Raw genomic sequence first — 23,201 nt, forward strand, 5'->3', positions numbered from 1 at the left:
TGTTTTCGAAATGGCTATATATTAGTTGTTATATACGGCATAATAAAAAATTATAGCAGCAATACCTATCAAGGCAAGTATGCCGGCAGTTACCCACCATTTTTCCTTTCTTAATGTTTTAGCCTGATGCAGTACTGTGTGCATTTCTTCAGATGTCCTCTCATCTTCACCCACCCTAACGGTGTGCCCGGCATTTTTACGAATAATTTTTTCGGCAATAAGCTTAGGAAAATAAACAGGCCTCGCTTCCTGCTCAAATGCCAATGATGCAGCATTTTGCCTGGTTAACCTGCCAATGCCCTTTAAATAAATAGTTTTTTTCTCATTCAGTTCGTAGCGCAGCCTGGCAATAAATTCATTGAAGTATTGCTTGGCCGTTACTTCATCTGTTTTTAATTCGTAGGAAAGGAAATTATAAAATGTGCTTCCAGGCTCATTTTTATCATTGGTAAACTCAATCGTATTTTCCTTTGAGGTTATGCTGCGGTTAGCAAAATCAAGCTGGGCGGGTTTTGTTTCAACAGAAAAATTCCCAATACCCGGCAATGCAATTTGTTTGTGCAGGATAAGATATTTTGTAACCTCGTTCAGCATTATTTAACCCGTTATAATTTTTTTGCGGTTGCCAGGTGGAATTCGCCATAAAAAAACCTGACATAATTTTAATTGCAATGTATGGCTTATTTATTTTTTATATCGCCAAACGAATATACAACTCCAATCAGCATATTAAACCCAAGCACAGGATATTGTTTCCATCTTTCATATTTATTATTGAAAACATTATTAAACTGCAGCCATGCTTTCCATTGTGGTAAGAAAGAAAATTCAGCGCCAAGATTCAAGTCGAATGCTGGATCGAGTTTGCCTGAAGAAATAGTTTTTGTACTGTATGCTGCGCCATCCCAGAAATATGCATCAGCTTTCAATAACAGATCTTTAATAGCTACATAACGTATGGCTGCATTTATTTCTGTTGGTATTAAACCGAAAGCTTTATCATATACGTCGAGGCCGGCATACCGGTTTAAGGTTATACCACCAAGTGCAGAAAATTTTTCACCTGATGTATAGCCTATTTCACCATGCACACGCATATTGTTGATGCTGGGTTCATACACCACCTGGAACGATTTGCCTGTGGCCGTATCGTTTATAAACAAAGGCTGGTTATTTATTTTTAAGATGGATACTCTTGCGTTATACGTGAAATGATCTCCGGCACTGCCTTTAAATCCGCCATAAAATTCTTTCACTAAAGAATTAATTAATTCGTTGGGCTGTTGTATAAAAGGATTAAAATCTGCAAGTGTTTGATAGGAATTTCTGTTATAGTAACCAATAAAGCCTGCCTGTAAAATAAATTTTTCTTCATTCAGTTTTACATCTGCCGTAAAGTTAGGCAAGAGATTAAACGTGCTGTTGCTCCAGGAAGGCGTAAGCCCCGCCACAATTTTTATGTTAGATGTTTTATAGGCAAGCGACGGCTCCACATTAAAAATGGAATTTTTTATCGTTACCGTATCACCGTTAAACCTGCTGAAGCTTCCGTTTACGCCAACATTAAAATCGAAAACATCAGTAATAGATTTGGTTACAGGTACATCATACATAAATGTCATTTCCTTGCCATTATGATTATCGCCGAATGCATTAAAACCAACAGAAGGATTATAATCAATCCCAAAGTCATTTTTTATTTTATTGCGCACACCAAGCTTTGCGCCAAAGGAAGCAAACCTTTGTCTTAAATCAGATTTATCAAATTTTAAACTGTCTGGCTGAAAACCATATAAATATTGTGTTGTGCCTTTAAAATAAGCATTGGCATTCCATTCATTTTTATTATTGGGTGATGTAAAAATGCCAATGCCTTCAACACTTAATTTATTAAAATTCTGATATTCCAAAGAGCCATTGGATGAAGTGTAAAACCCATTCAGATTAATAACAGAATTTACGCCATCACCTAACGACAAACCAGCTTGTGCGTAAGGCGTTGTATAGTTACCAAAACCAAGCTTTATAAAGTTGGTATTATTCCAGCGAACATTTGAATCAATACTTTCTGCAAGCGCTTTTAATGCAGGTGATTTGTAAGCAAATGAAAGATTTTGCACAGGAATATTATAATCAAGCTTTGGCCTCACCGAATCGGGGAGAGGCGTGGCGCCGTTAAAATTTATTTTTGAAGTTGGCTTTAAAGCCGGCGCAAATTCAGACGTAACGATAACTGTTCTGGGCGGCAGCGCTGTATCTGATGCGGCTTTTTGCTGCTTTGTATTTTTTGTGCGTTGCGCAAAACCTGCATATGATATAAAAACAAAAATAAAAAATGCTATTATGTATTTCATGCTTAATGCTTGCATTTATAAATCAATAATCAATAACAGTATTGTGTTAAACCTGAATATTCCAGCCCGGCTGATCCGGGACAGAGATCATCATATATTGAATATTGTGTGTGTTCAAAATTATTATTGTGCTACTTTACTATTCTTATCTTTTTCTGCAATTACTATATTTAATTTTTGCTGTGCCTCCTGTTTCAATTGTGCATCGCCTGCATTTTCAACAACGCTGCGCAATGTGGCTTCAGCATTAAAATAGTCTTTCTCTTTAAAATAAATATCTCCTAAAAGAATGTAGGCTTTTGTTATCCAGTAATCATAACTGCCTGCTTTATTTATCACATCAAACCCTGCTTTTTCTGCATCTTTTAATTTGTCTTGCTGTAATAAAATTTCTGCAATGCGGTAACGTGCTTCTGCTGCATATTCACTCTTTCCCGTATTTACAACGGTTTTATACGCTGTGCTTGCATCGTTAAGCTGGTTATTGTTCTGATAATTTTTAGCAATGATCAGATTAGCCATTGCCTTATCATCTGGAGCAATGCCTTTTTGCTGCAGCAGATCCTGTGCATTAGCTAATGCTGCATCAAACTCGTTCAGTTTATATTGACAACGTAATAAACCGCGTTCACTTTCCAGCGTATTCTCAGGCGTTGTTGCAATACTTTTTAATTGCGCAAAATATTGTTCGGCCTGTTTATAATCTTTCAATTCAAAATAATTTATACGCGCCGCCTGCAACACACTTTGTTCAGCATAATTATTTGGAGCTTTTGCGGCTACGTTATTATAATAGGTTAATGCATGTTGAAAATCTTTTCTTGTGTTGTAGATATCAGCGGCCATATAGTTCGCTTCAACGGAATATTTGCCGCCAGGAAATTTTGTGAGATAAGTTGTAAGTGCCGGCAAAGCCTTATCAAAATTGCGGTCTTCATAAGCAGACTGAGCAATTGAATACGTTAACGAATCCTGCTCTGAATAGCTTACTGTTTTACCGCTCCTCTGCATAAAAGCAACAAAATCATCCGGCTTTTGCATGCTCACAAAAATGTCACGCACATAATTAACCGCTTCATCGCTTTCGGGTGAATTGGGATAGGTTGAAATGAGTTTTTGAAAATTATTCAATGCATTTTGGTTATCTCTTAAATTAAAATAGCTCACACCCAACTTTAGATAAGCCTGCGGTTTAAAGGCACCCGCATTTTTATTGTTGATGATTACATTCAATGGTTTAAGGGCTGCATCATATTGTTCACTTGCCAGGTACGTATTGGCAACTTCCATGTTGGCATCTGCAATTAAGGTGGAAGAAGGATAACGGTTTTGGATTGACTGCAGCAATGAAACCTTTTGAGTATAGTCGCCGCTTGCGCCTGAAATAACAGATTTCTGATACAATGCATAATCAGCCGAAGGCAATTGATAATTTATAATAGCTTCATACATGGGCAATGCCCTGCTGAGCTGTTTCTTCATAAAATAGCAATCTGCTTCACGCAAATAAGCATCGGACTGTAAAGATGCAGCGCTGCCGTTTACCGAGGTAGCCACCTGTTCAAAATGTTGCAGTGCATTATCATAATCCTGCTGGCGCAGGTAAGCATAACCTAAAGTATAATGCGCATTGGTTGTATTCACTTCGCCGCTTGTAGCCGGATTTCTTAAATAAGCTTGCAGATAGTAAACAGCGGAATCATAGTTATTAAGACGATAAGCAATTTCGCCCTTCCAGAAATTCGTATAACTAATGTACGCGCCGTTATATTCCGCACTGAATATCCTGTTTAGTAAATTATCTGCCTGTTGAATTTGCTGGTCATTAATAAACTCAACAGCTCTTCCATATAAAATTTTAGGATAGGCCTGCTTTACAATATCGCTTTGAGAGTTGATAGCATCCAGCAAATGCAACGCTTCAGCATAGTTGTTGGTATTGGATAAAACATTTACCAGTAGTTCCTTTGCTTCGGTTGAATATTCAGAATTTGGATAATTGGAAATAAAAGATCTTAATTCTGTTAAAGCAACATCTGTATAACCTAATTCCACCGAAAGCTTGCCGTAATTAAACTGGGAAATTTCTTTCTGTTTGCTGCCGCTGCTGTTAAGTGCACAGAATAAAAATGCATTTCTTGCACCGGGTTTATTATTCAATTTTAAATAAGAGTCGCCCAATAAATACATGCTGTTTTGAGCAATAGTATCCTGTTTGCCGCCAAGCACCTTAAAACCATCGCTTGCTTTTTGATATTGTTTTGCATCATAATAGCAATAAGACAATTCATACAAATCTTCGCGGCTTACTTTAGGCGTTTTGCTCACATATTTTTCAAGATAAGGCAATGCCTGTTTGTAATGGCCTTTTTCAAAATGAATATGCCCGGCGAGTTGCCGCAACTGAAGATCGTAATATTGATTATCCCTTTCCAGCACGCTTTCCGTATATGCCAATGCTTCATCTTTTTCACCACGGTAGTAATAAATTTCAGCAATATAGTATGGAATAATTGGCTGGTATTTTGGTTGCTTTTCAATTACCTTGAACGAGTTTAACGCCTGCGCATAATTTTTATCAGCAAAAGCTATATAGCCATAATAATAATTAGCATCATAATAGTTAGGGTCGGAAGGAATTTGTGCTATCGATTCAAACAAAGGTTTTGCATTACTAAACTGCTGCATGGTAAAATAGCCATAGGCTTCATGAAAACGCATGTTGGCAATTTCTTCATTGCTTAAATTATTCAGGCCTGCTTTCTCATAATAAGTAATTGCATCTGTAAAATTGCTTTGCCTGTAATAATACTCAGCCAGTTGATAGCACATCATTTCAATGCGTGGCGCATTATGTTCGAGTTCAATAAAGTCAATAGCTTCTTCCACAGCAGTAATATCATTCAGTTGCAGGCGGCTGGCAATGGCATAATATTTTGCTTCAGTTTGCACACTTATAGGTATGCTGCTTTGCCTTGCTTTATCTAAATAAAGCTTCTCCAACTGCGGGTAAGCCAGGCTGAATTTTTGCTGCTGGTATAATTCTTTTGCCTGCTTAAATGCAGCATCAGGATCATTATAAATCTTTGTTGATTGCGCGTTAGAATAGTTAATCAATAACAGAAGGTATATTAAAGCGGCTAACTTTTTGTACTTCATAAATTTCCTCAACGATGTATGCATGCAAATATTTTAAATGCTTTCTTAAATAAAAGCAAAACCGGTTAAAGATATTATCAACAAAAAATAACATCAATCAATATGTGTTTTAATTGTGGATAAGATGGAGACCTTTATTTTTGCTATGATTCCTGCATTTGAAAAATTCATTTATTCATGAAAAAACTCCTTTCAGTTAAATACAGTGATGGCGCTTTCAATTTTTCTATATTAGTGATACGGATTTTTTTCGGCGTATTATTATTATCAAAACACGGCTATGGTAAAATGGTAAGGTTTGAAGAGCTGCACAGCCGCTTTTACAACTTTTTAGGAATGGGAAGTACCTTTAGTTTAGTACTGGCCATATTTGCAGAAGTAATTTGCGCCGCCTTTATTATACTGGGGTTGTTTACGAGGCTTGCCGCCATTCCCCTGATTATTACCATGCTGGTTGTAATCTTTGGCGCTAACGGAGCCAAACCAATGTCAGAATCTGAACTTGCTATTTTATTCCTCGGTGCTTTCATTACTTTGTTGTTTTGCGGCCCCGGAAAAGTAAGCGTTGACGGCATGATTAATAAATAATTTTTTGTTGATCAACTGCAGTAATGCTATGGAGCACGGTTGTGTCACTCCCTTATACTGTATTAATTTTTTTCAGCATAATTCAAAAACGATGTATCAATCAACCACTCAAACACGTGTGCGCTACGCCGAAACCGACCAGATGAATGTGGTGTATTACGGCAATTATGCACAGTACTTTGAAATAGGCCGCGTGGAAAGTATTCGTGCACTTGGGTTTACTTATAAACGCATGGAAGACGAGGGCGTAATAATGCCGGTGGTTGAATTATATACAAAGTTTTTGCGCCCGGCAACTTATGATGACCTTTTAACCATACAAACGCAGGTACGCAAACTGCCCGAGTCGTACCATATAGAATTTTACCAGGATGTTTTTAATGAAGAAGGTAAGCTGCTTGCCGCAGGAAGGGTAAGCCTCTATTTTCTTGACAAAGAAACCTGGAAACGCAGGAATATTCCCGATGATCTTAAAGAAGCGCTGGCGAAATATTTCTGATAAAAATAAATTGATTTAGTATATGGAAATAAAAGCGCCAAGGGTTAAATAAATTCCTGAAATGTCTCCATGTGGAGTTAAAAGACCATGGTTTACATGCAGATTGAATATTTGCAGCAATACATAATATCGATTCAAAAAATATTTATGTGCGGGTAATGGCAAGACGGGCGGAAGAAAGAATATGGAAGTTTGACGAATATAGCGCTGTTGATGAGAGGATTTTAATTAAACTCATCAATTTTGAATTAAGCGTTTTTAATTTATATAACGGTGTAAGATTTAATACTTTAGTAATATAGATATAGCTTTAAAATAAATTCAGCTTTTTTTATATAAATTATGCTGTATAATTAAGTTTTTAATATTTTTTGCGCGGGAAGCAGAAAAATCAATATTTCCCATATTTTCGTGTATATTTTTACAGATTAGTCCATTGCTCCTAAACGTTTCCTGTAAATGTTTTTGATTTTTGGGTTTCTGTTCTTTTTAAAAACTAAACATTTAAGTATGAACATTTATGTAGGAAACTTAAACTGGAGCCTGACCAGTGATGACCTTTACAATTTATTTACGCCTTACGGTGAAGTGGTTTCTGCCAAAATTATTACAGACAAGTTTAACAATAATCGCAGCAAAGGTTTCGGTTTTGTTGAAATGAGTGACGATGAAGCAGCCCGCCAGGCAATCAGCAACCTGCATGATACTGAGTTATCCGGCAGAAAGATTGTTGTTAACGAATCTGCACCTCGCAAAGAAGGTGAAGGCGGCGGCGGCGGGTACAAGAAGAAGAGTTTTGGTGGCGGCGGCGGTTACAACCGTGGCGGCGGTGGAGGTGGAAGTCGTGGCGGTGGCGGTTACAACCGTAATCGTGGCGAAGGCGGTGGTTATAACCGTTATTAATCTTTGAAGCAATCTAACTCTGAAATAGGCTTCCTGGAAAACGCTTTAAGAAGTTCCAAAAATTACCCTGGAACTTCTTTTTTTTGCTATAAGTCAAGATACTGACTGAGTAAATGCATAGAAAGTCACGATGACTTTTTATTGCCAGCCACCAAAACCACTACTCCTGCAACAGTTACGATTGCGCCGGCATATAATGGCCAGTTTACAGAATTGTTTTTTTCTTTGTTGATTTCAAGCGGGCCCACGTCGGCAACCTTTTCTTTTGTAGTAAAATTAACGCTGCGAAAAATCATCATTATTATTCCAATAATGATTAATACGATACCTAAACCTTTCATCTTTTCAGTTTTGAATTGTGTATAAATGAAAACTTCAGTGAACTGCAAAAATTATGCATTCTGATAATTACCATTATAATCTTCAAACGGTAATATCGTGAAGCACTATATACAAAAAGAAATAATCATGCCACGTAAACTGGCATGGTACGAAAAGATATAACCAATGCTTTAAAATTAATCAGCTTCCGACAGTACAGATTTCGCTTTCGACTTTAAAATGGCAGGTTCTTCACAGCAATTTTTCTGAAATAACAATGCTGTCCAAACATGATCCAATGGCACCTGAGAGGTGGCTTCATATTCGCAATCGCTTAAAACCTCCCAGTTTGCATTCCTGTTTAAATCGCTGGCAATTTTGCTCGTAACTTTAGGATAAGCGATCCATAGTTTACTATTTTTATGCAAGGCGGGGAAAACATCACGCAAAATGTTACACAATTGATTACGGTTAACTGCAAAAACCAAAGCAAAATCAATTTTCTTTGATTTTAAAAGTGGCGTAACATTCTTTGCGTAAGATAATTTTGCGAACTGTTTTTCAATTGAAGAAGGGAGACCTTGGATAAGTAAGTTTTTTTCTTCGCTTAATTCCAATTTTTCAAACAGACTGTTAGAGAACATTCGGCAAAAGAAATTTTGTTAAACAATAAAACGGACTGCAAAAGTAAGCTATTTTTTCAGTTATTGCAGTTAAAATTTTGTTTTTAATACATAACATTTAAAAAAATAATAGTTGATTTTGAACTAAAATGATAATAAAATAACTTTAAAATACTTAATCCAAACCTGAATGTATTTTAGACGCTTGCCCTTTTTAAGATTGTTTGCTGCACTATCTACAGGTATAATTGCGGGATGGTATTTTAAGATTGCGCTGCAATTTATTTTGATCTTTATATGTCTGTCGGTATTACTGTTGATTACATTTCGCTTGTTGCCGGTTTCAAAGAAATTTATATACGGATGGATAGGAGGCATGCTGTGGCTGATGCTTTTTTGTGGTGTTGGTATGTTACTCCTGTTCAATAAGAATATCACCAATAATCCAGGCTGGTATGGCAAGCATTATAAAGAAGGTGATAGTATAATATTTACAATACTTGAGCCATTACAGGAAAAACCTAATTCTTATAAAGCGCTGGCTGAAATAAATGCTGTATATAATAATTCATGGATCCCGGCAAAAGGGAAAGTGTTACTTTATTTTAAAAAAGATTCATTGAAGCCCCGGTTGCACTATGGCTCTGAAATTATTTCAAGTAAACCTTTGCAGGCAATACGAAACAGCGGCAACCCGGCAGCTTTTAATTATGGCCGTTATTGCCTGTTCCAGGATATAACAGCACAGGTCTTTTTTGCCGCCGGTGACTACCATATTCTTTCATCACGCAATAAAAATGATGTACAGCATTTTTTATTTACAATAAGAGATAAGGCTTTACAAACACTGCGGCAAAACATTCATTCTCCCAATGAACTGGGCATTGCAGAAGCTTTATTAATTGGTTATCGGAATGATCTTGATAAAGACCTTGTGCAAGCATACAGCAATACCGGCGTTGTGCATATAATTGCCATAAGCGGCCTGCATCTTGCTATGATTTATGCCGGCCTGCTTCGTTTATTTTCATTAATCAAATCATCACGCACCAAAAAATGGCTGGAGCCGGTTGTGGTGCTGGCTGTTATATGGCTGTTCACACTTATTGCTGGCGCTGCACCATCCGTATTAAGGGCTGCCGTTATGTTTACCTTCATCCTGCTTGGGAAAATTATAAGTAAGGATACTAATGTTTATAATACACTTGCTGCTTCTGCCTTTATGCTATTGCTTATTAATCCTTTTTATTTATGGGATGTTGGGTTTCAATTGTCTTACACTGCAGTGTTTGGGATACTGCTTTTTTTCAAACCGGTAAGAAACCGGCTTTATTTTAAAAATAAAAGCTTAAGATGGGTGTGGGATTTATGTGCTGTTAGTTTATGCGCCCAGGTGTTTACGTTGCCGTTGGTTATTTATCATTTTCACCAGTTGCCTTTATTGTTTTTATTCAGCAACCTGGTTGCTGTTCCGTTATCAAGCCTTGTGCTGATGGCAGAACTTGCTTTGTTTCTTTTTGCATGGCTGCCGCATATTGATTTATTCATTGGCCAATTAACTGAAGCATTACTATGGCTAATGAATGCCTTTACCATGCACATTGATAAGCTGCCTTTTTCTGTATGGAATGGCCTGCAAATTTCACTTATACAGTTATTGATATTATTTGCCATAACCGCATTGCTTACATGCTGGCTGTTTGGGAGGCATACAAAAAATGCAATAGCGGCATTAGCGTGTATGATGCTGTTTTTTATTCTTCGGGATATAAATATTATTCAGCATAAAACACAGCAAAAACTAATTGTTTATAATATACCAAAACATAAGGCCATAGATTTTATTGCTGGAAACGATTGCCATTTCTTCGGCGATTCAGTCGTGATAAAAGATGCAGTGCTCAGGAATTTTAATATTAAGCCTGCCCGCATAAGAAACAGGCTTTATTCCACCGGAGAAATGATACTGCCTGACATTTCGAACTTCATTATTCAGCTAAACACTTTAAACGTATTAGTGCTTTCGGGACAGGCCCCTGAAGGAAAACCTTATAAAAAAATTGATGTGGATGTAATAATACTTTCCAATAATTCATCGGTTACGCCTGCTCAATTACAAAGACTTTTTAATTGTAAATATATTATTGCAGACAGCAGCGTTCCGGCCTGGAAATTTTCAAAATGGAAAAAAGAATTTGAGCAATTACATTTGCGCTTCTATTCAGTACCGGAACAAGGTGCTTTTATTTTGAAATCATAGGTCTAAACACACACTCTCATGCAAAAAAAAATATCAGGCGCATTAATTTCTGTTTTTTATAAAGACGGATTGGAGCCTGTTGTAAGAACGCTTGAAAAGCTTGGCATAAAAATTTATTCTACCGGCGGCACACAAAAATTTATTGAGGATCTTAATATAAAATGTATACCCGTTGAATCGTTAACCACTTATCCTTCTATTCTAGGCGGAAGGGTTAAAACGCTGCACCCGTCTGTGTTTGGCGGTATTTTGGGCAGAAGGGATATTGAACAGGATCTACAGGAAATGGCTCAATATAAAATACCTGAAATAGACCTGGTGATCGTTGATCTATATCCTTTTGAAGAAACGGTGGCGCAGCATGCTTCACCTCTATTCAACGGTGATAACAGCGGTGTTGAAAAAGCCATTATTGAAAAAATTGATATTGGCGGTCCTTCCATGATTCGCGCAGGCGCTAAAAATTTTAAAGATGTATTGGTTATTGCGGCCAAAGAAGATTACCAGCCGCTTGTATCTTTACTGGAAACACAACAGGGCGAAACCACGCTTGAACAGCGCAAACAATTTGCCGCCAAAGCATTTGAAGTAGTTATGAATTATGATATAGCTATCAGTAATTATTTCAACCAGGCATTATTTAATCCTTTTCACGAAAAACAGGGATTGAGGTATGGTGAAAACCCGCATCAGCAGGCAGTGTTTTACGGTGATCTGAGGAATTGCTTTAATCAATTGCATGGTAAAGAAATATCTTATAATAATCTTGTTGACATAGATGCTGCCATCCAATTAATAAACGAATTTGATACAACCACTTTTGCTATAATCAAACACACCAATGTTTGCGGCGTTGCACAGCGGTCATCCGTAAAAGATAGTTGGGATGCTGCTTTGGCCGGCGACCCCGAAAGTGCATTTGGTGGTGTGCTTGTTTGTAATAAACCCGTAGATGCGGCAACTGCATCAGCTATTAATGAAATATTCTTTGAAGTGCTGATTGCACCTGCCTTTGATGAAGATGCGTTGCAAATATTAAAGTCGAAAAAGAACAGGATTCTTTTGCAGCTAACTGGCGCTTATACTCCGCAAATTCAATATAAATCTGTATTGAAGGGTACATTGGTGCAGGATAATGATAAAGGCAATTTTAGTGAATGGAAAGAGGTTGGCGGCCGTAATACAACGCAGCAGGAGCATGACGATCTTGCATTTGCCAACATTGTTTGCAAGCATTTAAAAAGCAATGCCATCGCTTTAATAAAAAACAGGCAACTGGTTGGTAAAGGCTGCGGGCAAACAAGCCGTATTGATGCTTTGCGGCAGGCTATTGAAAAATCAAAACAGTTTAAGTTCGATCTGAAAGGCGCAGTATTGGCAAGCGATGCCTTCTTTCCGTTTAATGATTGTGTGCAATTAGCGCATGCCGCAGGCATAGAAGCGTTTATTCAGCCGGGCGGATCGGTAAGGGATAAAGACAGCATTGATTATTGCGTGCAAAATAACCTTGCAATGATTATTACGGGTATGAGGCATTTCAGGCACTAAAGCATTTTCAAATTAAATGTATTATTGATACATTATTGCAACTTGCTTATTGCATAATTTCTATCGAACTTCTCAAAAAAAATTTAACTAATTACAACGATACTGGCTTCATTTGCATCTTATTTAATAGCAGTTAATAATTAAAGCAATTATTTTAATTTGTGAAATATGCTTGGGAAAATTTCCGGTTTACTTTTTCTGCTATTAATAAGCTTTCTGCAAGGACGGAGTCAGTTTTGTACTGAGCTTGGCCAAACACCAAAAACGGCTTTCCCGGTTTGTGGTGTTCAAACTTTTCACCAGACAACTGTGCCTGCCTGCAGTAATCAGAAAATTCCTGTGCCCTGTTCTGATGGCGTTGATTATATTGATTTTAATCCTTTCTGGTACAGGTTTACGTGTTATAAAACAGGCACGCTGGGTTTTGTAATAACGCCTGAAGACCTGGGCGATGATTATGACTGGCAGCTTTTTGATATTACCGGCCACGATGCTTTTGAAGTTTATATTAATGCTTCCCTGTTTGTTACCGGAAACTGGAGCGGCAGCTATGGTATAACCGGAACTTCCGCAAGTAATGCAAATAATATTAGCTGTGCTTCTAATCCCAACGATCATCTAACCACTTACAGTAAAATGCCTACAATTACGGAAGGGCATGAGTATTTATTGCTGATAAGTCATTTTTCAGGTGATAACCAAAGCGGTTACGATCTTGAGTTTAAAGGGGGCACTGCCAGCATTGATGACCCGTTAAAACCACAGATGCTTGTGGCCGAAGCAGCCTGTTCAGGGCAGTATATTACCCTGAAATTGAATAAAAAAGTACAATGTTCAAGCCTTGCCGCAAACGGCAGTGATTTTACATTGTCTTCTTCTTTGGCTAAGGTTAAATCGGCAACAGGTATTGACTGTAATAGTTCGTTTGATATGGATTCTATTAAAATCAGTTTAGATAAACCACTGCCACCCGGAAATTATTCATTAATTATTCAGAATGGCGGTGATGATAATACATTGCTTGATAACTGCGCCAATAATATTCCTCCAAACTCAGAAATATCATTTACCGTTTACCCGGTTGCACCAACACCTATGGATAGCATTGCACCGGTTGGATGCGCACCCGACGAAATAAAACTTGTTTTTAAAAACCCCATGTTGTGCAGCTCCATTGCTGCCGATGGAAGTGATTTTGTTGTTACCGGAACAGCGCCGGTTTCAGTCGTATCAGCAGCAGGCGAAAATTGCAAAGATGGGGTAAGCAGTGTTATAACAGTAAAGTTGAATAAGCCAATTCAATTTGCCGGCAATTTTGTAATCACACTTAAAGAAGGAACAGATGGCAATACAATTTATGATGAATGTGCACAGGAAACGCCCGCCGGATCTTCATTAAGTTTTGTAACGGCTGATATCGTTTCGGCCGATTTTAGTTATCGCGTGGGTTTAGGTTGTGTGAATGATACTTTATTTTATAGCCACGATGGCGGCAACCAGGTTAATAACTGGGATTGGGTATTTGATGTAAACGGCACAAGCGGCGCCAGGGATTCTTTTTTTGTTTTTAATGATTATGGCAGCAAGCATATCAAATTATATGTAAGCAATAATCTATGTTCTGATTCTGCCGCTGCTGATATATTGCTCGATAATGAATTGGTATCGCGTTTTAATATTTTGCCTTCGCCCGAATTATGCCCTGAAGATCCTGCACAATTTGTTGATTCAAGCATTGGTAAAATTGTAAGCTGGTACTGGAATTTAGGCGATGGCGCGGTTACAATTATGCAAAATCCCTCCACCAAATATTATCCTTATCCTTTAACGAGGAATGGAAGCACTTATCCAATATCGCTTGTTGTTAAAAACGATCTTGGCTGTTTTGATACATCCTTTCAAAACCTCAAGGTGCACTATAGTTGTTATATTGCCGTGCCGGGTGCATTTACGCCAAATGGAGATGGGCTTAACGATTATCTTTATCCGTTAAATGCCTACAAGGCCGACAACCTGGTGTTTCGTGTATATAACCGCTTGGGCCAGCTTGTGTTTGAAACAAAAGACTGGACTAAAAAATGGGATGGAAGAATTAACGGTTACCCGCAGGCGGCGGGTACATATGTATGGATGTTAAGTTTTAAGAACCGCGATACCGGACAGGCCTATTCATTAAAAGGTACAACGGTGCTGATACGATAATAAAAATTGAACATAACTGTAAACTTTAAATCCTCGCTTAAAAATGGAAGAAGTTATTTTGGTAGATGAACAGGATAAGGAAATTGGCGTGATGGAAAAGATGGAAGCTCACCTGAAAGGCAGGCTGCACAGGGCTTTCAGTATATTTATATTTAATGATAAAAATGAAATGTTGCTGCAGCAGCGGGCAACCGGTAAATATCACAGCGGCGGTTTATGGACGAATGCCTGCTGCAGCCATCCAAAGCCTGGTGAAAGAATTGAAGATGCAGCAGTAAGGCGGTTAAAAGAAGAATTAGGATTTGAAACGCCGATCGATAAAATTTTTGATTTTACTTATAAAGCCTCGTTTAGTAACGGTTTAACGGAACATGAATTCGATCATGTATTTGCCGGCGTTTACAATGGCGAAATGAATATAAATAAAAATGAAGCAGAGAATGTTTGCTTTCGCTCAATGGAAGAAATTGAATCTGACCTGCAAACGCATCCGCATAAATTCACTGCATGGTTTTCATTGGCCTTCCCTCGTATAAAAAACTGGAAAAATACTGCTTCGGTAATTGCCTGATTGTTGCGTGCAAAAAAAAGTTTTTATAATAGGTTCTGGCATTGCAGGTATGGCTTGTGCCATACGGCTTGCTGCAAGTGGTTATGAAGTAATCATATTTGAAAAGAATAATTATGCAGGCGGAAAAATATATTTGATTGAGCAAGACGGTTACCGGTTTGATGCCGGCCCAAGTTTATTTGTTCAGCCTGAAAACATAGAAGAACTGTTTAAGCTTTGTAATGAAGACATGGATGAATATCTTCCTTACAAGTCTTTGGAAATTAGCTGCAAATATTTTTATGAAGATGGCGTGGTAATAAATGCATATACTGATAATAATAAGCTTGCCAATGAAGTTGAAGCAAAAACCGGCGAGCCGGCGCAGCATATAATGGATTACCTTAATGAATCAAAAAGGATATATACGAATATTGGCGAAATATTTCTGAATAATTCATTACATCAAAAATCAATATGGCTTAGTACGAATGTGTTGAAGGCTTGGCTTCAAACAAAGCTTTCGTATGTATTTTCAACATTGAACGATGCCAATAAAAAAAAGTTCAGCCATCCGCATGTTGTGCAATTATTCAATCGCTTTGCAACCTATAATGGCAGCAGTCCATATAAAGCTCCGGCAATGCTGCAACTTGTCCCGCATGTAGAATTTAATGAAGGCGTTTTTTATCCAAAGGGCGGAATGATAGCTGTAAGGAATGCTTTGTATAAGCTTGCCTGTAAAATGAATGTGCAGTTCCATTTTAATTCGCCGGTTGAAAAAATTATAATAAAAGATAATAAGGCAACCGGCTTATTTGTAAACGGACAGTCATTGCATGCAGATGTTATTGTGAGTAACGCTGATATTTATTTTACTTACAAATTATTGCTGAATGATATGACTAAAGCAATGGAAGTTTTAAAGCAGGAGAGAAGCAGCAGTGCTATTGTTTTTTATTGGGGTATTAAAAAAGAATTTCCGCAACTTGAGTTGCACAATATTTTTTTTAGTGACGATTATGAAACAGAGTTTAATAGTATCTTCAAATCAAAAACAGTTTATGCTGATCCAACCATTTATGTGAACATTACAGCTAAATGTGAACCTGGTATGCATGCACCTGCCGGTAAAGAAAACTGGTTTGTAATGATAAATACTGCAAGCGGTGCAGATTTTAATGATGCTTCCATTCAATCATATAAAAGAAATGTTATTGCCAAACTTAACCGCGTGTTGCAAACAGATATTGAACCATTAATTGAAACAGAAGCTGTATTGCACCCGCAAAAAATTGAAAAAGAAACCGCAAGTTTTGCCGGCGCTATTTATGGTTCAGCCTCAAACAGCAGAATGGCAGCTTTTAACAGGCATCCTAATTTTTCTAAAAGCATTCACGGCCTTTATTTTACAGGTGGAAGTGTTCATCCCGGCGGGGGCATTCCACTTTGTTTAAAGAGTGCCGCCATAACTTCAAACCTAATTATTAAAAACAGCGGCCAATAAATTAAACGGCATGATCTTAAAATCAAATCTTAATAAAGCTGCATTATTCATTGCCTTATTGTTTCATATATGCGGGTTAATTGGCATTTTACTTACGCCTTATAAAGAGTGGTTTATAAATAGCACACCTATTCATCTTTTATTAATGACTGGTTTGCTTATTGTAACGCATCTCAAAAAGAACAAACATTTTTTTTTATTTTTCTTGATCACCTGTATGGCTGGTTTTTTAATAGAAGCGGCTGGCGTAAACACGGCTGCTGTTTTTGGAAAATATATGTATGGTGAAACGTTGGGTGCGCAATTATTTAATGTGCCGCTTATAATTGGAATCAACTGGTTTATTATTATTTATTGTGCCGGCATGTTTACACAGGCTTATGAAAACTATACGTTGCGAAGGTTAAGCAAAGGCGGCTTTTCAATAAGCAAACAACTGCAGGCGACTTCTTTTATTATTGATGCTGTTTTTCTTACCGTAATGTTTGACTGGGTTATGGAACCTGTTGCTGTAAAACTTGGTTATTGGCAATGGCAAAATAGCCATATCCCGCTCTTCAATTATATAAGCTGGATAATTATAAGCGCATTATTGCTTGCCCTTTTCAGGAAGTTGAATGCCGGGAGCCGCAATATATTCGCCGTACATTTGTTTATAATACAGTTGTTGTTTTTTTTAGTGCTTCGAACATTTTTATGAGCCTTCTTATCTACATATTATTCGGCGTAACGGCTTTTATCTTTATGGAAGGCGTTGCCTGGCTGGCCCATAAATATATTATGCATGGATTTTTATGGAGCCTGCATAAAGATCATCATTTACCCCACAACGGATTTTTTGAAAAGAATGATCTCTTCTTTTTAATTTTTGCTATTCCGGGCTGGCTATGTATACAGTTTGGATGGAGTAGTGAATCATGGTGGGTTGTAAGTATTGGCTGCGGCATAACATTATATGGCATTGCTTACTTTATTGTGCACGAAATTATCATACACCGGCGGTTTAAGCTTTTTGAGAAAAGCAATAACCGTTACATACATGCAATCCGGTGGGCGCATAAAATGCATCATCGCCATTTAAAAAAAGAAAATGGTGAGAGCTTTGGAATGTTGTTCGTGTCCAAAAAATATTGGCAGAAAATAAAACGGGATGAGCAGGTTCAAAGAAATAACTCTCCCGTATAGATAATAAATTATGCTGCAAAAAATCAACAATGCCCAAGCGCCCAGTAAATCAGGAGGAAAACAACAATTGTTCCCAGGCAACCGCCGCCCCATTTATAAGCACCATATCCTGCAATTAAAGTTCGTAACCAGTCACGCATAGTTTAAAAATTTAGTATGATTTGTTTAAAAATTATGCCATTTTTATAAGCGCAATCGTTTGTGGTTACAAGTCTGAAAATATAATTATAAGTTTATACTGTCATGCCCCATTGTGTATCTCAATTTACAATTTATAATAAAGCGGTTATGGTTGCAGGCATGAAAAAAATTCTCCGGCAGTTATCCAGGCATCAATATAAACCTCAAATATTTAAAATATAATTCATGAAGAAATTAGCAGTTGTTCTTTTATGTTTTACGGTTTTTCAATCAATACAAGCTCAATATACACCCACATCACAAAACCTTGCAGCCAGGCAGTGGTTTGAAGACGCGCGTTTCGGATTGTTTATTCATTGGGGTCCATTCAGTATTCCGGGCTCCGGCGAATGGGTGATGAATAACCGTAACATTACCGTAAAAAATTATACAAGGCTGATGGATTTTTTCAATCCCATTGATTTTGATGCCGCCACCTGGGTGGCTGCTGCAAAAAATGCCGGTATGAAATATATAACGCTTATTACCCGGCACCACGATGGTTTTAGTATGTGGGATACAAAAGCCTCGGATTTCAATATCATGAATTCGCCTTATAAAAAAGATATTGTAAAGATGATTGCCGATGAATGCCACAAACAAGGCCTGAAAATATTTTTTTATTATTCCCTGCTCGATTGGCGGCGCGATGATTACAGTTACTGGACGGGCAGGACCGGCCAGGGCACCGGGAGAACTATGCATGGCGATTGGAATAATTATATAAAATTTATGGAGCAACAGCTAACCGAATTGCTTACCAATTACGGAGAAGTTGCAGGCATTTGGTTCGATGGTTACTGGGACCAGACTGAACCTGAAGGTGCAGCCGACAGAACACCAAGAATCGACTGGCATTTAAATGAGATTTATGCGCTTATTCATAAACTGCAGCCACAATGTTTAATAGGAAACAATCATCATCTATCTCCTTTACCCGGCGAAGATTTTCAAATGTTTGAACAGGATTTGCCCGGCGAAAATAAAGGCGGTTTAAATTATCAAAAGCCTTCTGAACTGCCGCTTGAATCCTGCGTAACCATGAATGATTCCTGGGGTTTTAATCTCACTGATACAAGTTATAAAACGCCAAAGCAGTTAATAGATTTACTAGTGAGGGCAAGCGGCTATGGCGCTAATTTGCTGCTCAACATCGGGCCAATGCCAAATGGCAAAATTCAGCCGGAGTTTCTTGAAAGAATGGCTTACATGGGCAACTGGATAAAAACGTATGGTGAAAGTATTTATGGTACAAAAGGCGGTTATATGCGCCCGCAAACGTGGGGCTGCATTACACAAAAAAACGATACCATGTTTGTGCATGTGCTTGATAATAATGTTACTTCAATAAAGCTGGAAAATTTTCCTTTTAAAAAAATTGCCAAAGCTTATTTGCTGAAAAATAACGCTGCGGTGCAAACGCAGTTATCTGGTGGCACGCTCACAATTACGGTAAGCCCTGCTGCAGCAAACGAGCCCGATGAAGTAATTGTTCTTGTAAATAAGAAATGATATTTTAAGGTTACCGGCAAATTTTTTCATGGCATCACGGTTGCGTCGCATCACTTGTGCTGTATATTTTCATGCCGGCAATGCACAGCTTCATATAAAGCATTCGCGTAATTTTGGGCGATGTTTTATACGCCGGCCATACCATTATGGTTTATGAAATTAAATCCTTCAATGGTATGGAAGATGCCGGTGAAGGAAAAGGAATTGTTTCTCACGTTTGACGATGGCCCGCACGAAACAGCAACACCGTTTGTGCTCGACCAATTAAAACAATACGACGCCAAAGCCACATTTTTTTGTATAGGCAAAAATGTAAAGGCATATCCCGGAATTTATAAGCGCATTTTAGATGAAGGGCATTCAGTAGGCAATCATACTTTTAACCATCTGAACGGCTGGAAAATAAAAAATAAGCAATATGTAAGTGACATTGCTGAGGCAGCAAAATACATAGATAGCCATCTTTTCAGACCGCCTTACGGCAAAGTTTCCCCTTTCGTTGCTAAAATGCTTACCAATAAACTTCAATATAAAATTATAATGTGGCATGTGTTAAGCGGTGATTTTGATGAAAAACTGTCTCCTGAAAAATGCGCGGAAAACGTATTAATATATAGCAAAGCAGGCTCTGTTATAGTGTTTCATGATAGTGCAAAAGCTTGGTTAAGAATTAGTTATGCATTACCGAAAACATTGGAATATTTTAAAGCACAAGGGTATAAATTCAGGGCAATTCTATAAAAAAATGAAGGCCAAGGTAGACACCTTAGCCCGTTTTTAATCCGTACCCTATGAAAACTAAATCAAAAATAAAGAATTATATATTCATAGCTAAAAAATAGCTACAATAATTTCAAAAAAATTTTATGCAACTTATAGATACACATTGCCATCTATACTTGCCTGACTTTAAAGACGACTTGTCTGACGTTTTATTACGAGCCGAATCCCAGGGTGTTAACAAGTTCTATTTACCTTGTATTGATAGCTCTGTAATAAATGATATGTTAACATTAGAACAGGCATACCCAGAAAAATGCTTTTCAATGGCCGGATTACATCCCTGTTCAGTCAACAGCAATTTTCAACAAGAATTAAGCCAAATAAGAGATTTTTCTACAAAAATCTCTTTCCCTGCTGTTGGTGAAATTGGCCTTGATTTTTACTGGAGCACAGAATTTATGCATGAACAATACCAGGCTTTTGAAATGCAGATGCAATGGGCGCTTGAGGAAAAACTACCCATCGTGATTCATACGCGTAATGCAATGAAAGAAACAATTGATTTTGTAAAGCCCTTTTCAAATAGAGGTTTGCGGGGCATCTTTCATTGCTTTGGAGGCTCTTATGAAGAAGCGGCTAAAATAATTGACATGGGTTTTTTGTTAGGCATAGGAGGCGTACTTACCTATAAAAAGTCGGGCCTCGATCAAACGTTATCAAAGATAGGGATTGAACATATTGTGCTGGAAACCGATGCGCCTTATTTAACGCCGGTGCCTTATCGCGGCAAGCGCAATGAAAGCAGTTATATAAAAATCATCGCCCAAAAGCTGGCTGAAATTAAGCAGGTTACATTGGAAGAAGTGGCTGCTATCACCACTGCAAATGCAGAAAATATTTTTGGCAAGTAAAAAGCCATTATTTTTGCCGCCCGAAATCGGGGAGAGGTGTCCGAGTGGTTGAAGGAGCACGCCTGGAAAGTGTGTATACTCGAAAGGGTATCGCGGGTTCGAATCCCGCTCTCTCCGCTTAAAATTATATTTCAACTTACTTCAAGTAAACTAAAAGCTCGTGCAACTTAAATGTGGGCTTTTTGCATTTATAGCACTTTTTTACTTTATGCGGTTCCACCCCATTTGCGGATAAGTTTTCCGTGAGCAACTTGTGGTTGGAAGATAAACCCATCGTGTATTCGCATATTAATATGGGTGCGCCCGATTTTACAGTACATGGAGCGCATCTTCGTGAAGCGGAAGTTTCCTTGATCCTTGAAATCTTCATTATACCGGCAGACAAAAAGATCATTCGTGAGCGGAATAGTGAATTCCCCGAACTCCGCACAATGAAGACGGTTAAGGAATAACAGCACAAACCGCCCGGTTATTTTTATAACCGGAATTGAATTTGGCCTTTTAATGATAAAGAATGAAGCTTATACCTTTTACAGGTATCTTAGTTTTATGAAACATTTTATCAGCCTGGTTCTGTTTGCCGTTTTTATCAGTTTTATACCCGCCGGCAACTATGCTTTTTCGCAGCAGGTAAACATAATAAACAATAAAACCAATAAGCAAATAACGTTCAGTAATGAAAAGATACAGGCTGTATTGGACTACAACCGGAAACTAAATATTTCATCATTTATTGTAAATGGAGAAGAAGTAATTGCCGGCGATTCTGGCATTTATTCAATGCTGCAAACAAAAGATAAATTATTTTCTACTTTAAGCTTGATGAAAGTCCCGCAGGTTGAAGTCTCCGGCAACATTATTCAAATAAACAATATTATTTACGGAAATAATGATACGAATATTGAAGAAAACTGGAACATTATTATTACAAAAGACAGCATCAAATTAAATATCAGCAGGCATTGCCCGGAAGATATGATTGCAGAAAAAACGGGTTTTCCTGTTTTTAATTTTAAGAGCATCAATACCTGGGATGGCGCCTACCAGGATTATGGCGGCCTTGCCTGGTTCTATCTTTTCAATAAAAAACTCGATACCTATGGCGTGCACAGTAAATCGTCGAGGTTCTGGAATGCCAAAACCGGGAATGGGCTTACTATTAAAGCTGAAGCAAAAGATAATTATGTGGCAATAGATTACAGCCGCACTGCATCTGATAAACTGGCTTTCAGCATTGACGTTGCACCCACCAAATTTATTCCGCGGTTCGATTCAGGAACAAACAGAAGAAGGTTTATCCGTGATACTACCGCATGGGTCTGGTCGCCATTCAACATCCGGAGCGGAGAAACAACTGAATACATCACCCTCTCTTATTTCAATTTTGAAAAAGAGTTTGGCCGTGGAAAATTAGCCGGGATCAATCAAAACCAGGTAAGTAGTGTATTAAATACCATTGCAAGAATTGGTGTAATTGATAAGCAGCATTTTGGCGGAATAGCTGGCATACGCCTTATGGCCCGATATGTTTGCACGAGCAATACATTGCACAAATGGGCCTTGCTATAAATGATCCAACATATTTGGATGGCTATCGTGATTGCCTTGATTTTTATCGCGATTATGCTATAAAGCCTGATGGCCGTGTATGGCCAAGATGGGCGTATACCAACGAAGATGCCATGCCGCAACAATTTAACAATGAAGGTTTTTATGAAGCGCAGTGGGGCTATCTTTTAGATTCAAATCCTGATTACGTTACAAATGTTTCGGAGTTATATGATCAAAAAGGAGATTTAGATTGGGTGAGAACACATCAGCAATCTTGTGAAAAAGCGTTGGATTGGATATTAAAAAGAGACAGCAATAATAATGGCCTTGTTGAAATGATGACAGACAGCACCGCGCAAAAAAGAGGCAGCGACTGGATTGATATTATTTGGGCAGCGTATGAAAATGCTTTTGTAAATGCCAAACTATATCATGCATTAATGCTATGGGCCAATATTGAAAAACAATTGGGCAATGCTGAAAAAGAAAATTACTACAAAGCATTTGCTGAAAAATTAAAAACGAGTTTTAATAAGACAACAAATGAAGGCGGCTTTTGGGATGAAGCAAACAAATGTTACATACACTGGCGTGATAAAGATGGTTCATTGCACGGCCGCAACAT

The 23,201-nt window shown here is 37.9% G+C and carries 22 protein-coding genes and 1 tRNA gene; 18 read left to right on the forward strand and 5 right to left on the reverse strand.

The genetic code is table 11. The features are described from left to right. Positions 1-21: 21 nt before the first annotated feature. From ACTHN6_RS22515 to ACTHN6_RS22525, 3 genes are all read right to left on the reverse strand, one after another. Complete coding sequence (locus tag ACTHN6_RS22515; RefSeq protein ID WP_440438043.1) at positions 22-594, reverse strand: hypothetical protein; 573 nt, start codon at positions 592-594, stop codon at positions 22-24. A gap of 86 nt (positions 595-680) precedes the next feature. Then, the gene (locus tag ACTHN6_RS22520; RefSeq protein ID WP_440438044.1) at positions 681-2,354 is read right to left on the reverse strand and encodes a hypothetical protein; all 1,674 of its coding nucleotides are present in this window, start codon (positions 2,352-2,354) and stop codon (positions 681-683) included. Positions 2,355-2,477: 123 nt separating this feature from the next. Beyond that, the gene (locus tag ACTHN6_RS22525; RefSeq protein WP_440438045.1) at positions 2,478-5,513 is read right to left on the reverse strand and encodes a tetratricopeptide repeat protein; all 3,036 of its coding nucleotides are present in this window, start codon (positions 5,511-5,513) and stop codon (positions 2,478-2,480) included. A 177-nt stretch (positions 5,514-5,690) separates the two neighbouring features. Between ACTHN6_RS22525 and ACTHN6_RS22530 the strand changes: the two genes are divergently transcribed. The 4 genes from ACTHN6_RS22530 to ACTHN6_RS22545 all read left to right on the forward strand — a co-directional run bounded on the left by ACTHN6_RS22530 (position 5,691) and on the right by ACTHN6_RS22545 (position 7,503). Further along, positions 5,691-6,101, forward strand: a complete 411-nt coding sequence (locus ACTHN6_RS22530) for a DoxX family protein (protein ID WP_440438046.1) — start codon at positions 5,691-5,693, stop codon at positions 6,099-6,101. 91 nt (positions 6,102-6,192) lie between these two features. Next, positions 6,193-6,600, forward strand: a complete 408-nt coding sequence (locus ACTHN6_RS22535) for an acyl-CoA thioesterase (protein WP_440438047.1) — start codon at positions 6,193-6,195, stop codon at positions 6,598-6,600. Positions 6,601-6,758: 158 nt separating this feature from the next. Next, positions 6,759-6,902: a hypothetical protein gene (locus tag ACTHN6_RS22540; RefSeq protein WP_440438048.1), complete on the forward strand. Its 144-nt coding sequence runs from the start codon at positions 6,759-6,761 to the stop codon at positions 6,900-6,902. Between the two features lie 208 nt (positions 6,903-7,110). Next, entirely contained in the window at positions 7,111-7,503 is a 393-nt protein-coding gene (locus ACTHN6_RS22545; protein ID WP_440438049.1) for an RNA recognition motif domain-containing protein, read from the forward strand. A gap of 125 nt (positions 7,504-7,628) precedes the next feature. Here ACTHN6_RS22545 and ACTHN6_RS22550 read toward each other — a convergent pair whose 3' ends face one another. Together ACTHN6_RS22550 and ACTHN6_RS22555 are read right to left on the reverse strand one after the other, a co-directional pair. Next, entirely contained in the window at positions 7,629-7,844 is a 216-nt protein-coding gene (locus ACTHN6_RS22550) for a hypothetical protein (protein ID WP_440438050.1), read from the reverse strand. Positions 7,845-8,021: 177 nt separating this feature from the next. Further along, a complete protein-coding gene (locus ACTHN6_RS22555) occupies positions 8,022-8,468 on the reverse strand; it encodes a hypothetical protein (RefSeq protein WP_440438051.1) in 447 nt (148 codons plus the stop codon). 169 nt (positions 8,469-8,637) lie between these two features. Between ACTHN6_RS22555 and ACTHN6_RS22560 the strand changes: the two genes are divergently transcribed. The 14 genes from ACTHN6_RS22560 to ACTHN6_RS22625 form a co-directional block, all read left to right on the forward strand. Beyond that, entirely contained in the window at positions 8,638-10,707 is a 2,070-nt protein-coding gene (locus ACTHN6_RS22560) for a ComEC/Rec2 family competence protein (protein WP_440438052.1), read from the forward strand. Positions 10,708-10,725: 18 nt separating this feature from the next. Continuing rightward, complete coding sequence (gene purH, locus ACTHN6_RS22565; protein ID WP_440438053.1) at positions 10,726-12,255, forward strand: bifunctional phosphoribosylaminoimidazolecarboxamide formyltransferase/IMP cyclohydrolase; 1,530 nt, start codon at positions 10,726-10,728, stop codon at positions 12,253-12,255. Between the two features lie 309 nt (positions 12,256-12,564). Continuing rightward, positions 12,565-14,457, forward strand: coding sequence for a gliding motility-associated C-terminal domain-containing protein (locus ACTHN6_RS22570; RefSeq protein WP_440438054.1), 1,893 nt, complete (start codon positions 12,565-12,567; stop codon positions 14,455-14,457). Between the two features lie 43 nt (positions 14,458-14,500). Next, positions 14,501-15,028, forward strand: a complete 528-nt coding sequence (idi, locus tag ACTHN6_RS22575) for an isopentenyl-diphosphate Delta-isomerase (RefSeq protein WP_440438055.1) — start codon at positions 14,501-14,503, stop codon at positions 15,026-15,028. 7 nt (positions 15,029-15,035) lie between these two features. Beyond that, positions 15,036-16,514 (forward strand): 1-hydroxycarotenoid 3,4-desaturase CrtD, encoded by a 1,479-nt coding sequence (gene crtD, locus ACTHN6_RS22580; protein WP_440438056.1) that lies wholly within the window; start codon positions 15,036-15,038, stop codon positions 16,512-16,514. A 10-nt stretch (positions 16,515-16,524) separates the two neighbouring features. Then, on the forward strand, positions 16,525-17,214 hold the full coding sequence (locus ACTHN6_RS22585; RefSeq protein WP_440438057.1) for a carotenoid biosynthesis protein: 690 nt from the start codon (positions 16,525-16,527) through the stop codon (positions 17,212-17,214). After that, positions 17,211-17,699 carry a beta-carotene hydroxylase gene (locus ACTHN6_RS22590; protein WP_440438058.1) on the forward strand — a complete coding sequence of 163 codons (489 nt, stop codon included), beginning with the start codon at positions 17,211-17,213 and terminating at the stop codon, positions 17,697-17,699. Before ACTHN6_RS22585 ends, ACTHN6_RS22590 begins: the two co-directional genes overlap by 4 nt. A gap of 366 nt (positions 17,700-18,065) precedes the next feature. Further along, positions 18,066-19,391, forward strand: a complete 1,326-nt coding sequence (locus tag ACTHN6_RS22595; RefSeq protein WP_440438059.1) for an alpha-L-fucosidase — start codon at positions 18,066-18,068, stop codon at positions 19,389-19,391. Positions 19,392-19,511: 120 nt separating this feature from the next. After that, the gene (locus tag ACTHN6_RS22600) at positions 19,512-20,132 is read left to right on the forward strand and encodes a polysaccharide deacetylase family protein (RefSeq protein WP_440438060.1); all 621 of its coding nucleotides are present in this window, start codon (positions 19,512-19,514) and stop codon (positions 20,130-20,132) included. A 125-nt stretch (positions 20,133-20,257) separates the two neighbouring features. Then, the gene (locus ACTHN6_RS22605; protein WP_440438061.1) at positions 20,258-21,025 is read left to right on the forward strand and encodes a TatD family hydrolase; all 768 of its coding nucleotides are present in this window, start codon (positions 20,258-20,260) and stop codon (positions 21,023-21,025) included. A 30-nt stretch (positions 21,026-21,055) separates the two neighbouring features. Continuing rightward, positions 21,056-21,142 (forward strand) — tRNA-Ser (locus ACTHN6_RS22610). 125 nt (positions 21,143-21,267) lie between these two features. After that, a complete protein-coding gene (locus ACTHN6_RS22615) occupies positions 21,268-21,477 on the forward strand; it encodes a hypothetical protein (RefSeq protein ID WP_440438062.1) in 210 nt (69 codons plus the stop codon). A gap of 97 nt (positions 21,478-21,574) precedes the next feature. After that, complete coding sequence (locus ACTHN6_RS22620) at positions 21,575-22,594, forward strand: hypothetical protein (RefSeq protein ID WP_440438063.1); 1,020 nt, start codon at positions 21,575-21,577, stop codon at positions 22,592-22,594. Continuing rightward, positions 22,579-23,201, forward strand: a 623-nt coding sequence (locus ACTHN6_RS22625; RefSeq protein WP_440438064.1) for an alpha-L-rhamnosidase-related protein, incomplete at its 3' end; no start/stop codon positions are given. The genes ACTHN6_RS22620 and ACTHN6_RS22625, both read left to right, overlap by 16 nt.

The organism is Parafilimonas sp. (genome assembly GCF_051953455.1).
In the GTDB taxonomy this organism is placed as follows: domain Bacteria; phylum Bacteroidota; class Bacteroidia; order Chitinophagales; family Chitinophagaceae; genus Parafilimonas.

Excerpts from the sequence above, each read along its gene's own strand:
- ACTHN6_RS22515 (WP_440438043.1), bottom strand. The coding sequence starts at position 594 with ATGCTGAACGAGGTTACAAAATATCTTATCCTGCACAAACAAATTGCA.
- ACTHN6_RS22520 (WP_440438044.1), bottom strand. The coding sequence starts at position 2,354 with ATGAAATACATAATAGCATTTTTTATTTTTGTTTTTATATCATATGCA.
- ACTHN6_RS22525 (WP_440438045.1), bottom strand. The coding sequence starts at position 5,513 with ATGAAGTACAAAAAGTTAGCCGCTTTAATATACCTTCTGTTATTGATT.
- ACTHN6_RS22530 (WP_440438046.1), top strand. The coding sequence starts at position 5,691 with ATGAAAAAACTCCTTTCAGTTAAATACAGTGATGGCGCTTTCAATTTT.
- ACTHN6_RS22535 (WP_440438047.1), top strand. The coding sequence starts at position 6,193 with ATGTATCAATCAACCACTCAAACACGTGTGCGCTACGCCGAAACCGAC.
- ACTHN6_RS22540 (WP_440438048.1), top strand. The coding sequence starts at position 6,759 with ATGGCAAGACGGGCGGAAGAAAGAATATGGAAGTTTGACGAATATAGC.
- ACTHN6_RS22545 (WP_440438049.1), top strand. The coding sequence starts at position 7,111 with ATGAACATTTATGTAGGAAACTTAAACTGGAGCCTGACCAGTGATGAC.
- ACTHN6_RS22550 (WP_440438050.1), bottom strand. The coding sequence starts at position 7,844 with ATGAAAGGTTTAGGTATCGTATTAATCATTATTGGAATAATAATGATG.
- ACTHN6_RS22555 (WP_440438051.1), bottom strand. The coding sequence starts at position 8,468 with ATGTTCTCTAACAGTCTGTTTGAAAAATTGGAATTAAGCGAAGAAAAA.
- ACTHN6_RS22560 (WP_440438052.1), top strand. The coding sequence starts at position 8,638 with ATGTATTTTAGACGCTTGCCCTTTTTAAGATTGTTTGCTGCACTATCT.
- purH (WP_440438053.1), top strand. The coding sequence starts at position 10,726 with ATGCAAAAAAAAATATCAGGCGCATTAATTTCTGTTTTTTATAAAGAC.
- idi (WP_440438055.1), top strand. The coding sequence starts at position 14,501 with ATGGAAGAAGTTATTTTGGTAGATGAACAGGATAAGGAAATTGGCGTG.
- ACTHN6_RS22585 (WP_440438057.1), top strand. The coding sequence starts at position 16,525 with ATGATCTTAAAATCAAATCTTAATAAAGCTGCATTATTCATTGCCTTA.
- ACTHN6_RS22590 (WP_440438058.1), top strand. The coding sequence starts at position 17,211 with ATGAGCCTTCTTATCTACATATTATTCGGCGTAACGGCTTTTATCTTT.
- ACTHN6_RS22595 (WP_440438059.1), top strand. The coding sequence starts at position 18,066 with ATGAAGAAATTAGCAGTTGTTCTTTTATGTTTTACGGTTTTTCAATCA.
- ACTHN6_RS22600 (WP_440438060.1), top strand. The coding sequence starts at position 19,512 with ATGTTTTATACGCCGGCCATACCATTATGGTTTATGAAATTAAATCCT.
- ACTHN6_RS22605 (WP_440438061.1), top strand. The coding sequence starts at position 20,258 with ATGCAACTTATAGATACACATTGCCATCTATACTTGCCTGACTTTAAA.
- ACTHN6_RS22620 (WP_440438063.1), top strand. The coding sequence starts at position 21,575 with ATGAAACATTTTATCAGCCTGGTTCTGTTTGCCGTTTTTATCAGTTTT.